A 13,234-nucleotide genomic window follows, 5' to 3' on the forward strand; every position below is an offset into this window, starting at 1 on the left:
GATACCTCCTTTCTTAAATACTGACATAATGGTTCATCAACCATGACATCATGTAACCGTTGATCATATTTGCGGCATAAATGAAGACTAAGACGATAATAGTCCCTTCTGTCGCAGTAAGTGGCATAGTGAGTGTTGAAAAGCCCATCAGGTAGACAAGGACAATGGATACTACCCAGTAAATGACGATTGTTAATAAAGTCCGCGTCCAAGTGTAACCTTTCGCACTAAGTAAAATGATCATGCTATTCATTAAGGTGAATAAGAACCATAGGCCACCACCATAAGTTAGGAAGGTTTGTCCTGGGAGAGGCGGGAACAAGACTAAACTCGTTTGCATTTGGGTTGCAAGTTGAATCAAAACTGGTGTCGTGGTGTAGATTTCAGCAAACATGATAGAAAAAGCGGCGTTTGCAACATAGAATACGACCAATTGTAAAATCAAAATCCCAGCCATCATGATCAAAGTAGAGATTAACTTGGCGTAGGCAATCGGTGCCCGGTTTCCAGGTAGGGTTAACAATCGGTAAATAAAGTTTCCTTGAAAGTGCCAGTCACGAATCCAGGAAAAGACCGAATAAGCGAGTAATGCAAAACCAGTGGCCCCAATAATCATGGTAAAGGCCATGCTATCATCAAAAGCAGAGGCTAAATTGGTAATAGGGAAGGGGTAATCCGAGGTATTTCCGGATGCAATCGCCATATAGCTTGTCCTGACGTTTCCAAAAACCATGATTCCTTCAGTCACTAATACAAAAGCAATCAGCAGGGAATAGAACACTTTCGCCCGTTTTAATTCATCCGTTATTAAATTCAGTAATTTTGTCATTAGCGATACACCTCCCACATCTTATCGGTAATCGACTTGCCTTCTTCTAAACGTAAATCTTCCGTATAGAAATCTTGAATAATCCGGCGGTCTTTTAGCATGACTACCCGGTCCACCAAAGTTTCAATCTCATTGATTTCATGGGTTGAAATCAAGACGCCACGCCCAGCCATCAACTTACTGGTGAAAACATTGGCAATCTCTTCCCTAGTAAAGATATCAACCCCAGAGAAAGGTTCATCCATGATGAGATAATCCGAGTTTAAAGTTAGACCTAGCAGTAAATTCACCTTAGCCGTATTCCCCTTAGACAAGTGTGAAATCTTTTCACCAGGATTTAAATTGAAGAAAGTTACCAAGTCTTTAGCTAAGACTGGATCATAAGTACCATAGTATGTGGCCATATAATCCAAAGCTTCTTGAATAGTCATCTCTTTCACCACGATGATGGTGTCAGGAATGTAAGAAATCCGATTAAAATCATTAAAATCGATCGGTTTACCATCAATTAAAAACTGACCAGAAGCGACTGGGGTTAACTTCATCAAACCATTCATCAAACTCGTTTTTCCAGACCCATTCTCCCCAATTAAAGCCGTAATTTCTCCTGGTTTAATAGAGAAAGATACATCCTCGAGAATTTTCTTCGCCCCGTAAAATTTATTCACCTTTTCAATCTCAATCATCTTGTTCACCTCGTTTTTGGAAATATTCTGTCATGTAAGTGGTAATCTCATGCGGGTCCATATTCAAGACCTGGGTCGTATCATAGAAGACCGCCATGGCCTGCTCCAAAGCATCACGCTTTAATTGTTGAATAATCATTTGGTTTTCCGTCACTCGACTTGGCACATTGGCTTCTGACACAATAATCCCTTCTTCCTCTAATGATTTAAACGCCCGCTGAACCGTATTAGGGTTAATCTTGAACGTTTTGGCGATATCACGACGAGAGGGCAACTTATCCCCAGCCATCAATCGGCTAGCAACAATCTCCCCCTTATAATGGTCGGCTAATTGCACATAAATTGGCGCCTGCTTATCAAACACAACCATGAAGACCCTCCTTTCAAAAATGCTTTATCGAAAGTGTGTTATTCAATTAATACACTTTTCTTATCTGTATTATATGGTTAATACACTTCAAGTGTCAATAGCAGGGTTCTATAAAAATTATTTAATGATTTTTATTGGCAAAAAGAGGATAGGTTGACAAGCGTATGTATATTGAGGGAGGGTTGTTGCTATACAAATCAATTCGCTACTTAAGAGAGCAGTCGTGTATAAAAATTCAACTAACACAGATTATTCTCGTACGTTCTATTGCAGTAGTTTTTTGACAAAGCATCGACGACATCTGTCCACGGGGAAAAGAAAACATACTTAAGGAAATGGTTGATAAGCATTGTTAATTTTTACTAGAATAATACTTACACTTAACCAAAATCAGCAAATTAAAAAGAATTATTCAATGCAAATTATAAAAAAGTCACTTCATCTTTATTAGAGGCTACGGCTAAATTTTAAAGGCAAGCCGTAGGGTTTAGAATTATTCGCTCTAAAATTAGAATATTATTAGAAACCACTTGACTTTTTAATTTGGACATTTTATTATGAGTATAATCAAGTGAGAGACAGTAAAGATTAAGAGATAGGATCAACATTTCCAGAAAGTCTGTGGTTGCTGTGAACAGACAATGTCCCCTATGAAGACACGCCTTTGCTTAAATGATACTTAGTCCGGTGGCACCGTTATAGCCAGACTAGCGGATAAAGACTAGTCAATGAGGTTATAAGTGTGAACTTATAACGAATTAAGGTGGGAACACGTTTCGGCGTCCTTGATCCAGTGATGGATTGAGGGCGTTTTTTTTATAACATTTTATATTTTGAAGGAGGGACAACATGGCAACATCTTACGTATTACAACGAATTTCATTAGCGAGAGATTATCTTGAAACAGTATCGAATGCTGGTTTCCAATTAATTGATTTGAATATGGTGGAACCATTCGATGGGGACGGCAAAGCCGAATACCCAAGCAACATTGTATTTGAAAAGGAAGGGCAATTATATGCCATTCGTAGTGACTGGACTCGGTCCATTTTAAATTACATGAAGACTTACGATCTTAAACAAGATAACTTCGCATACTATGGTCCAATGGTGAGAGACCACCAATCAACTTACCAAGCAGGTGTTGAATTAGTGGAACCAAGTGCTAGTCAAATGGCTAATACCATTGAACTGCATTTAGATTTCGTTGAACAGATGAGCCAAGCGTCTTTCAATATGATTGTTGTAAACAACGAAGAAATTTTAGATAAATACATTGAAAAATTTGCTTTTGGTCCTGAAATTAAGGGCTATGTAATTGAAAAGAACTTGTCGGCTCTAGGTAACACCATTGGTAAAGACCATTATTTCTACCAGTTAATGGCTAAACCAGTTTCAGAGCAGTTTGACCTAGTGAAGAAGGACTTTGGTGATACGGACGAGATGGCCGTGATTCATTTGTTGAAAGAGACACTTGAAAGACGCAACACAAAAATGGTGCTTGATTTATCATTCCGGTCGCCGCAAAAATACTACAACGGCTTTTATTTCCAAGCATTTTTACAAGGGAATTCTAAACCTATCTTCTCAGGTGGACAGTACGCTAACGGCTGGTTTGGTATTGGATTGAATTTATCTAAAGGAGGATTTCTATGATTACTGTGGCTTTATCCAAGGGTCGTGTTTACAAGGCTTTCAATAAATTTTTAGCAGATAAGGATTTATATGACTATGCGGAGGCCTTGACAGATAGTGGTCGTGATCTCTTCCGTGAGGTTGGCGGGGTTAAATTCATTTTCGCAAAAGGAAAAGATGTCCCTACTTATGTGGAGCAGGGGGTTGCGGACCTTGGTGTTGTAGGTTCTGACACGATTGCCGAAAAGTTGTTCAATGTCTTGAATGTGTCTGAATTGCCATTTGGTCAATGTCGACTAGCGATTGCCGGGCCTACTAACTTGGATGAATCAGATATCAAAGTGGTGGCAACATCATTTCCAAATATTACCCGCAAGTACTTTAACCAACAAAAGCAAGATGTATCGTTAATCTTTTTAAACGGTTCGGTTGAATTGGCACCGATTCTAGGCTTAGCTGATGCGATTGTGGATATTGTCCAAACAGGGACAACGTTAAAAGAAAATGACCTAGAGGAGTACAAAACTATTTTGCCGGTACAAGCACGACTGATTGCCAACAAGCAGTCATTCTATACGAAAGAGAAGGAAATCTACAAGTTTATGCAAGAAATTGAGGTGGTATAAGTGGATGTAGCAGCATTTCAAACGGCATTTAGCACAAAAAATCAAGAGACAGTAGACCTAAACCGGTTGGTGGCTGTGCAAGAGATGATTCAAGCGGTTCAGGCTAGTGGAGACCAGGCAGTCATTGACTATACCAACAAATTTGATGAGCAGGTTTACCAAAATGCGGCAGATTTCAAAGTGTCAGCTGAGCGGTTGAAGGCGTCTTGGGACAACTTAGACTCAGCCTTACAAAGGGCGTTAGAAACGGCTAAAGACCGGATTGAGACTTATGAGCGCGGTGGTTTACATCCGGACCGACCAGGGGAAGAAGTTTCCTATGTTTACAACGCTTTAGATAGTGCAGGATTTTATATTCCTGGTGGGAAGGCCTTGTACCCGTCAACAGTTTTGATGACGGTTGTGCCAGCCCTTGTTGCGGGGGTCGAAAACTTGGTAGTGACAACGCCTGTTTTCACGGAAGAATCAGTGACTTTCGCAGCCTTATACTTATGTGGGATCCGAGACAATGTGTATGCGATTGGCGGGGCACAAGCCGTTGCTGCTATGACTTACGGGACGGAAACGATTCCTAGAGTAGACAAGATTTGTGGTCCAGGGAATGCCTATGTGGCGACTGCCAAACGGTTGGTCAACGGGGATGTATCGATTGATGCTATTGCTGGGCCGAGTGAAATCCTCTTATATGTGGACGAAACGATTCCGGTTGATGCCATTGTTTACGATATTTTCGCCCAGGCGGAACATGACCAAGACGCTCGGACTTTCCTCTTATGTGAGTCAGAAGATTTTCTTGGCAAAATAGCCGACCGCATGCAAGTTTTGTTGCCGAGCCAAAAAAGAGCGGACATTATTGAAGCTTCAGTTAAAAACAATCATTATGCAATCTGTGATACGAGAGAGCAATTGATCGCCGTATTGAATGACATTGCACCAGAGCACGTGTCCATTCAACATACAGCTCAAGATGAGATTGTTGAACAAATCAAATACGCGGGTGCTGTTTTCAAAGGCTACTACGCCATGGAAGCTATTGGTGACTATGTGGCAGGGCCATCGCATGTCTTACCAACTGGGCGGACTGCCCGGTTCTCGCATGGTTTAACCGCCAATGATTTCCGGACTTCACATGCCATTATTAATACATCAAAAGCCAGCTATGAAGCTATTGGGCCAGCTGGTCAAGCGATTGCTGAGGCTGAAGGTCTGGATTGCCATGCTCAGTCAATTGCCATTCGAAAGGAAGGGTAAGCTATGAAAACCGAGGATTATTTAAAAACGATTGAAGTGAATCAAGAAGGTGACACGGTAATCATGAACCGCAACACCTCTCCAATTCGTCCCTTATCAGATCAAGATATTGTGGATGCGGTCTTGGCCACCCCTTTTAACCAGTATCCTGAAGACGAAGAAGCTAATTTCATCGCGGCGTATGCAAATTACGCCGGTCTTGATCCAAAGAATGTGGCTGTTGGTAACGGGTCAGATGAGTGGATTCAGAAATTGATTATCCAGTTTGGCCGCGGGGGTGTCTTGGCAGTTGATCCTGATTTCTTTATGTATCAGGATTATACCAACCAGTTGGGCTTCCCCTTTTTCCAGGTAGAGAGTGAAAAGGACTTCACTTTTACTTTAGACTCAATTATCAGCGCTTTAGATGAATTTAAGCCGTCTTTATTCTTCTTGTCTAACCCGCAAAATCCTACGGGCCAGCAGTTTTCTGAGGGATTTTTACAAAGATTGGCGGATGAAACGGCAGGTCGGGATATGACTTTTGTGATCGATGAAGCTTATATTGAATTCGGCCAGGACTATCAACGGCCAGATAATGACAACGTCTTATTTATTCGGACCCTATCTAAGATTTATGGGGTAGCAGGTTTACGGATTGGTATCGCCTTTGGGCAGGGACCTCGTTTCGACAAATTGAAGGAGATTAACCACCCTTATCCTATGAATAGTGTGTCACTAAACCTTGCCAGCAAGCTGTTTGAGGATACCAAGCGACTGGATGAGTGGGTGGATTACCAACGCGATATCAAGCAGGAATTGCAGGAAGCTTTTGACCAGGTTGCTGATCTAGTCACTGTGATTCCGTCCGTAACGAATTTTGTGTTTATCTTTGGCGATTTGGTCCCAGATTTAGACCAGTATTTAGCGGACAATGGTTTCGTTGGCCGTAAGTATGCAGATGGGAAAATGGCAAATGCGGCGCGATATTCGGTAATCGATTCAGCTGAGTATCCCAAGTTAAAGGCAACAATCAAAGCATGGAGGGAACAAATTGAAGATTAAAGAGCGGAATACCTTAGAAACGCAAATCAAGCTGGGCTTGGCTAAGGCGGATGGGTCTGAACAAACATCCATCAATACTGGCGTGGGTTTCCTTGACCACATGTTAACCCTATTTACCTTCCATTCGGGCCTTGATTTATATGTTGAAGCCAAGGGGGACACTTGGGTTGATGACCACCATGTCACTGAAGATATCGGGATTTTACTGGGTGAAGCTATTCGGGGCCTTTACCAAGCCCAACCTTCATACGAACGGTACGGATCATATTTTTTGCCCATGGACGAGACCTTAGCCCGTGTCGTATTAGACCTATCAGGCCGACCAGTCTTAGTTTATGACGCCAACTTTTCAGCTGAAAAAGTGGGGGCCTTTGATACCGAACTTGTCAAAGAATTCTTCTACGCCGTAGCTATGAACGCTCGCATGACACTACATATTGACCTATTGAAAAACGGCAACACCCACCATGAAATCGAAGGCATTTTTAAAGCATTTGCCCGCGCCCTAAAAATCGCTTTGACAGAAACAGACGGCGGCGTCCCATCCTCAAAAGGATTGATTCAATAAGTCAGGGTGTTTGATCAAGAATAAGTGGCATGTCGTTGGATATTGATTGATATATATATATTCAATACACGATCTATAAATGATTACTACACAGGCTTAAAAAGAAGCCGTTGGCTTCATAAGTAAAATAAAATCACTTTTACAAAAAAGGAGGCAATTATCCATGGAAATTATCCCCGCCATTGACCTGATTGATGGCAAAAGCGTTCGCTTACAACAAGGTGACTATGACAAACAAGTCGTCATGCCAATGTCAGCAGCCGAAGCGGTGACCTACTATAGCCAATTCCCACAGGTGACGAGAATTCATGTGGTAGACTTGATTGGCGCTACTAAACAAGCGGCTGTTGAAGGTGACACTGTTGAAGTTTTAAAATCTCTAACTGATATTCCTTTAGAAATCGGTGGCGGTATCCGCGACTTAGAAACTATCGATTTATACGATAAATTAGGCATCGACTACTTCATTCTAGGTACAAGAGCCATCATGGATGTGCCTTGGTTAAAAGAAGCTGTCGCTAAGTATCCTGGCCGTATCTATGTTGGTCTAGATTGTAAAGATGAAGCGATTTATATCAATGGTTGGAAAGAGGCATCCGGCCGCTACATCCAAGAATACCTTGATGAAATTGCCGACTTAGATATTGCCGGAATTATCTATACTGATATTTATAAAGATGGCATGGAAGCCGGGCCTAATGTAGAGAAGACGGGTCAAATCCAACGTATCACCAAACATCAGGTTGTTGCTTCTGGCGGTGTGAGGAGCCGGCATGATTTAGATGCCCTCCAAGCACAAGGCGTAAACCAAGCAATTGTCGGGAAAGCTGCACAGAATCCAAGTTTTTGGGAAGGACTGTAAAAAATGAAAAAAATTATTCCATGTTTAGATACGCGCGACGGTAAATTAGTCAAAGGTGTTCACTTTGTAGATGTAAAAGAGTTAGGGGACCCCGTTGATTTTGCCAAAAAATATTCAGACGCAGGTGCTGATGAATTAGTCATCCTAGATATTACGAAAACGACTGACGGTCACCAATTACGTACGCAAATGATTGCGGATGTAGCCAACGCTATTGATATTCCATTGACTGTTGGTGGGGGAATTGCCTCCGTTCAAGATATTCAAGACGCTCTTGATGCAGGTGCCAGCAAAGTCGGTATTAACTCAGCGGCTGTAAAAAATCCTGACTTCATTAATGAAGCGGTAGCCAAATTCGGTTTTGATGCGGTAACGATTGCCGTAGATATGGCTTATGATGAAGCGAAAGGTGACTACTATGTGTACACTAACGCAGGTCAAACGCAAATCGACATTAACGCCCTTGAATGGTGTAAAGAGTGTGAAGAACGCGGTGCTGGCGCCTTACTAATCACTTCAATTGATACTGACGGTGCCTACACAGGTTTTGATATGCCATTCTTGAAATTGGCTTCTGAGACCGTTTCGATTCCAATTATCGCTTCAGGTGGTGCGAGCGGTATCCAAGACTTCATTGACTTGTTCCAACAAACAAACCTAGAGGCAGGACTTGCGGCATCTATTTTCCACAAGGGAGAAGTAGCGATCGAAGATTTAAAAGCAGCACTTATCGCAGAAGGGATTGACTAGTAAATGACAGCAATTGATTTTGGCAAAAACGGTGGGCTTGTCCCAGCTATCTTGCAAGATTACCGGACAAATCAAGTCTTAATGTTGGGTTACATGAATGAAGAAGCTTACGAATTAACAGTAAGTGAAGGCGTAGCTTGGTTTTATTCACGTTCTAAAGGACGTCTTTGGAAAAAGGGCGAAACTTCAGGCAACTTGCAAGAAGTGGTAAAAATTGAGGTGGACTGTGACCAAGATACCCTATTGGTACAGGTACGCCCAACTGGCCCAACTTGCCATACGGGTAGCCAGTCATGTTTTGGGGATGATTTCTTCAACTTGAATATCCTTGAAAAAACGGTGGTCGACAAAGTGGGCAATCCTAAAGAAGGATCGTATACGTCTTACTTGATGGAACAGGGTTTGGATAAGATTCTTAAAAAATGCGGGGAGGAAATGACGGAAGTCGTGATTGCCGCGAAAAATGCCCAGGCCGGTCAAGGAAATGATGAATTGGTATCTGAAACCAGTGACTTACTTTACCACCTGCTAGTTTTATTGGTTGAAAGAGGCCTGTCATTAACAGATATTGAAGCAGCCTTAAATACCCGCCACGGCCAATATCATACCTATTCTGTCCGTAAAGAAATCGAAGATTATTAAGATAGAATGAATTATATTAGAATTGTATTAAAATTGTTGTTGACACTTATCATAAATTTTAATATACTGATGTCAGTAAATAAAACAAGTTGATGCGTTGAGAAGTAGAAGTAAGTTAGACGCTTGTGCACAGAAAGTACCGATTGTTGAGAAGGTATGACAAGCCCTAATTGAAAAGTAGACTTTGAGCTGTAGATGCGATCCACCTAAAGGGTGGTTGAGTGTTTACCGGGTGCTGCCGTTAAAATGCCAGTTGATCGGATGAATGTCCCGTCAACGTGAGTCTAATAGTCTAACCAACTATTAGAAAAATTAAAGGTGGTACCGTGCAGAAAGCGCCCTTTGACTTAACCAGTCAAAGGGCGCTTTTTTTATTTACTAAAAACTTAAAAATATATGTAAAAACTAGGAGCAATAAAGATAAGACGAATCAAATTGTCACTAGTAAGCCATATAACAGACTTGTAGTAGTGATTAGGAGGATTTTCAATGACATTATTAGCAGATTTAAAACAAGCTCCCACAGCGATCATTCCCGCTTGTGGTGACGGCCATACTTTTCAAATGTTAGCCAACAGCAAGGCACCAGCCATTTTCCTATCTGGTCAATTAACCACAGCATTTAAGCACAAAGAAAAGGACGTGAGCCAATCGCGTCCTTTGTCTTTGGTCAATTTCAATTAATAACGGTATTGAGTGCTGGCACCTTGAATAAAGAATTGTGTTTCTTCAAAGTGGTAAGTGATTTTTGAATAGTCGAATGGTTTCCCGTTATTTAAATGGAAGATCGACTCTGTTTTTAAACAAGGATCGCCTTCACTTAAATTTAAATGGTTAGCATGCTCAGCCTTCAATTTCCCAACCCGCAAGAAGTGGTCACCATAGCCAATTGGCATTTCCAGATCTTCTGTAATATAGTCGAAGATGGAATTCGATGCAATTTCTTCGCTTAAGTAAGGGATAATATCCTTGTCAAAATGAGACTCTTCCACACAGAAGGGGCGACCTTCGATATAGCGGATGCGCGTAACATGGTAGACCTTTGTTTTTGCTGGGTCGTCAATTTTTAAATTTTCTACCGCTTCATCAGTTGGGGCAATTAACTCAAGGGATAAAACTTTAGAATCGATTTTAAATTGGCTCAAGGTTGAATTAAACCCACCTAGGTTTAATAGGTTGATATAACCCTTACGTTGATTACCACGGACATAAACGCCAGAACCACGTACTTGGTAGATTAACCCTTGTTTCTCTAAGTCATTTAAGGCAGATAATACCGTATTCTTACTCACTTGGTAGTAGTCCACCATTTCTTGGATACTGGGTAACTTATCATCTGCATTTAATGCATTTTCATTGATGTAGCGGACCAACGCGCCAGCTACCTCTTCGTATTTAGCCATATATAAAGAACCTCTCTCTTAGGAATTTGATATATTATATCATGAAAGCTCTTACATATGCAAAAAGTTAGGGTATAAAAATGGATACCACCATATAATCCAAGTTTCTCAATTTTCCTTTATCATTTATATAATAAAAAGATAACAGGTAGCCATTGACTTAAACTTTGTGTTAGTATTTGTTACTTTGCATATATAAGCCTTCGGATTACACTTTTCCTATCATTCCTCAAAAGCAGTGGGAAACTCATCAGCCAAGGTCTAATGGCTTGGCTGACTATTTAATCTATAAGGGCCGAAGTCCAAAGAATGAATAGTCAGACCATCCTTTTTCACTGCTAAGGTATGCTAGGAAAGCTCCAGACTTTGGCTTAATAACGTAAGTTAACGATAGAAGCTAATAAATTTTAGTAACGTGGTTACTAGTACAAGCAAATATTATTGATGCAAAACTCAAGAACTAGCGAAAGCACATTGCACATTGATGATAAATAATCAATATATAAACGTGATTGTTCGCTTTCACAGGTAAAAAGGCGTATCATTTAGCCTAAGATACAGAAGGCTTTGAAGCGTTTCTACTATAAAAAGGAGAAATATGATGACTATCTATGATTACACTGTAAAAGATGCTAATGGGCAAGATAAAAACCTAGCGGATTATCAAGGGGACTTGTTGTTGATTGTAAATACAGCAACTAAATGTGGACTAGCGTCTCAATTAGAAGGACTTGAAGACTTGCACCAAAAATATCAACGTGAGGGCTTTAAGGTACTTGGATTCCCTTCTAATTCATTCATGCGAGAACCTGAGGATGGTAAAGGGGCTGCAGAAGCATGCGCACTAAAATTTGGCACCTCATTTCCTATGTTCGATAAGGTATCCGTAAACGGACCTAAAACAATACCATTATTTTCGTATCTGAAAAAAGCATCTGGTAATGGTCTAGTAAAATGGAATTACACTAAATTTTTAGTAGACCGACAAGGCAACTTTATTAAACGGTATGCCCCAACAACAAAACCCGCAGATATTGAAGCAGATATCCAAGATAACCTGTAGAGAATAAGCGTCTACAAATCAAAAAGGAAGACCTGTCAAAAGTAGATCTTCCTTTTTGTGTATGTATGGGTAAAACAAGTCAATATAGTTTAGAAACCACTTCGCAAATAGGTTTCGTGATCTGCCATCACTACAACTATTTACGCCAGTACTGCGAGCCTGAACGATTTTTGTCTCACCTTTTGCGGTCCAGTGGCTTTTAATTGGCTAGCACTCCTGGGAGTTTAGAAAAACACTAGGTATTTTGTTTATCTGTAAATATGAATCATTATATTCTAGGTTAGTGAGCCATCATTTCTTTCTTGTAGTCAAGTCCATAATCCTGTGTAAAATACTATACAATGTTTTACCGGTCACTCATTGATCAAACTTAATATATTTTATTGTAGAACTGAGCCATTCGTCATGGAGGTCCATAAGGACAGCTCCGATTAATCGATTGGCAGACGTTCGGTTGGGAAAAATCCGAATAATCTTTTCTCTTCTGCGGACTTCCTGGTTCAGTCGTTCAAGAAGGTTGGTGCTTTTTAGCCGATTGTGACCATTTCCGATAACCGTGTATTGAAAGGCATCTTCGAAGCCATTATCCAATGTTTCGCAAGCTTTTGTATATTTAGACTGGTCGATATATTCACCGACTAAGGCATTCTTAGCTGTTCGAGCGAGTTCAATATCCGTAAACTTAAACATCGCTTTTACTGCTTCTCTAAACGGTTTTGAATTCTTTTTTGGAATGGAACTGAAGATGTTTCTTAAAAAATGGACCTGGCATCTCTGCCAACTTGCGTTGGTAAATGACTTACGAATTGTAGACACTAGGCCTTTATGGGCATCAGAAATGATGAGTTCTGTCCCCTGTAGACCGCGTTCTTTTAAGTATTCAAAGAAGATGGACCATGTGTCATCACTTTCTTCATTTTGGATCATGAAGCCAATGATTTCACGATCACCACCTTCTGTTATCCCGATCGCAATATGGCAGCTTTTAGAAAGCACTCGATGGTCCTCACGGACTTTTATGTAGAGAACATCAGTCATCAGATAAGGATAACTCGTACCTGAGAGTAAACGGTTCTGCCATTCGTTGACCATCGGGTCTAACTGCTCAGTCAGGCTAGAAACAAAAGATTTCGATACCGATTTTCCACATAGCTCTTCAACAATCTTTGAAACTTTACGTGTCGAAACGCCTGAAACATACATCTCAAGCATTGAAACGAGCAGTGCCTTTTCATTTCGCTGATAACGCTCAAACACCGTCGGTGAAAATTCACCATCACGTGTTCTAGGCACTTTTAATTCGAGTGTGCCCACACGAGTCGTAAAGTCTCGCTCATAATAGCCATTTCTTTGACTCTGACGACTTTCTGAACGTTCATAGTCATCGGCTTGAATATATTCTGTTCGTTGATTTTCCATCAATTGGTTGAAAACAGTGGTCAAAATTTTTTTAGAAACTTCATCTTTTACCGAATGTTCAATAATACTTTGAACCTCTTCGTTGT

15 protein-coding genes are annotated in these 13,234 nt (G+C 40.8%); 10 read left to right on the plus strand and 5 right to left on the minus strand.

Annotation, left to right across the window (positions count from 1 at the left end; translation table 11 throughout):
- Positions 1-13: 13 nt before the first annotated feature.
- From AC973_RS00200 to AC973_RS00210, 3 genes are read right to left on the minus strand one after another with little or no spacing between them, the layout of a single operon-like run.
- Complete coding sequence (locus AC973_RS00200; protein WP_048725644.1) at positions 14-829, minus strand: hypothetical protein; 816 nt, start codon at positions 827-829, stop codon at positions 14-16.
- A complete protein-coding gene (locus AC973_RS00205; RefSeq protein WP_048725648.1) occupies positions 829-1,515 on the minus strand; it encodes an ATP-binding cassette domain-containing protein in 687 nt (228 codons plus the stop codon). The genes AC973_RS00200 and AC973_RS00205 overlap by 1 nt, the downstream gene beginning before the upstream one ends.
- Complete coding sequence (locus tag AC973_RS00210; protein ID WP_048725651.1) at positions 1,508-1,885, minus strand: GntR family transcriptional regulator; 378 nt, start codon at positions 1,883-1,885, stop codon at positions 1,508-1,510. The genes AC973_RS00205 and AC973_RS00210 overlap by 8 nt, the downstream gene beginning before the upstream one ends.
- 849 nt (positions 1,886-2,734) lie before the next feature.
- On the opposite strand from AC973_RS00210, the gene AC973_RS00215 reads away from it, so the two are divergent.
- From AC973_RS00215 to AC973_RS00255, 9 genes are all read left to right on the plus strand, one after another.
- The gene (locus AC973_RS00215; protein ID WP_016896651.1) at positions 2,735-3,541 is read left to right on the plus strand and encodes an ATP phosphoribosyltransferase regulatory subunit; all 807 of its coding nucleotides are present in this window, start codon (positions 2,735-2,737) and stop codon (positions 3,539-3,541) included.
- On the plus strand, positions 3,538-4,146 hold the full coding sequence (gene hisG, locus AC973_RS00220; protein ID WP_048725658.1) for an ATP phosphoribosyltransferase: 609 nt from the start codon (positions 3,538-3,540) through the stop codon (positions 4,144-4,146). Before AC973_RS00215 ends, hisG begins: the two co-directional genes overlap by 4 nt.
- The gene (hisD, locus tag AC973_RS00225) at positions 4,147-5,397 is read left to right on the plus strand and encodes a histidinol dehydrogenase (RefSeq protein ID WP_048725662.1); all 1,251 of its coding nucleotides are present in this window, start codon (positions 4,147-4,149) and stop codon (positions 5,395-5,397) included. It begins immediately after the preceding gene.
- A gap of 3 nt (positions 5,398-5,400) precedes the next feature.
- Positions 5,401-6,441 (plus strand): pyridoxal phosphate-dependent aminotransferase, encoded by a 1,041-nt coding sequence (locus AC973_RS00230; protein WP_048725665.1) that lies wholly within the window; start codon positions 5,401-5,403, stop codon positions 6,439-6,441.
- Positions 6,431-7,009: an imidazoleglycerol-phosphate dehydratase HisB gene (hisB, locus tag AC973_RS00235; RefSeq protein WP_048725669.1), complete on the plus strand. Its 579-nt coding sequence runs from the start codon at positions 6,431-6,433 to the stop codon at positions 7,007-7,009. The genes AC973_RS00230 and hisB overlap by 11 nt, the downstream gene beginning before the upstream one ends.
- Positions 7,010-7,172: 163 nt before the next feature.
- On the plus strand, positions 7,173-7,871 hold the full coding sequence (locus AC973_RS00240; protein ID WP_048725673.1) for a HisA/HisF-related TIM barrel protein: 699 nt from the start codon (positions 7,173-7,175) through the stop codon (positions 7,869-7,871).
- A 3-nt stretch (positions 7,872-7,874) separates the two neighbouring features.
- Positions 7,875-8,621, plus strand: coding sequence for an imidazole glycerol phosphate synthase subunit HisF (hisF, locus tag AC973_RS00245; protein WP_048725676.1), 747 nt, complete (start codon positions 7,875-7,877; stop codon positions 8,619-8,621).
- Between the two features lie 3 nt (positions 8,622-8,624).
- A complete protein-coding gene (gene hisIE, locus AC973_RS00250; RefSeq protein ID WP_048725679.1) occupies positions 8,625-9,263 on the plus strand; it encodes a bifunctional phosphoribosyl-AMP cyclohydrolase/phosphoribosyl-ATP diphosphatase HisIE in 639 nt (212 codons plus the stop codon).
- Between the two features lie 489 nt (positions 9,264-9,752).
- Complete coding sequence (locus tag AC973_RS00255) at positions 9,753-9,947, plus strand: hypothetical protein (RefSeq protein ID WP_048725685.1); 195 nt, start codon at positions 9,753-9,755, stop codon at positions 9,945-9,947.
- Here the strand turns inward: AC973_RS00255 and AC973_RS00260 are convergent.
- Complete coding sequence (locus tag AC973_RS00260; protein WP_048725688.1) at positions 9,944-10,666, minus strand: GntR family transcriptional regulator; 723 nt, start codon at positions 10,664-10,666, stop codon at positions 9,944-9,946. The genes AC973_RS00255 and AC973_RS00260 overlap by 4 nt on opposite strands.
- Before the next feature lie 598 nt (positions 10,667-11,264).
- Between AC973_RS00260 and AC973_RS00265 the strand changes: the two genes are divergently transcribed.
- On the plus strand, positions 11,265-11,729 hold the full coding sequence (locus AC973_RS00265) for a glutathione peroxidase (RefSeq protein ID WP_048725692.1): 465 nt from the start codon (positions 11,265-11,267) through the stop codon (positions 11,727-11,729).
- Positions 11,730-12,086: 357 nt separating this feature from the next.
- On the opposite strand, the gene AC973_RS00270 is transcribed toward AC973_RS00265, so the two are convergent.
- Positions 12,087-13,234 (minus strand): IS256 family transposase (locus tag AC973_RS00270; protein ID WP_048725696.1); only part of this gene is annotated, 1,148 nt, incomplete at its 5' end.

The organism is Carnobacterium sp. 1290_CSPC (assembly GCF_001053265.1).
GTDB classification, from domain to species: Bacteria; Bacillota; Bacilli; order Lactobacillales; family Aerococcaceae; genus Aerococcus; species Aerococcus urinaeequi.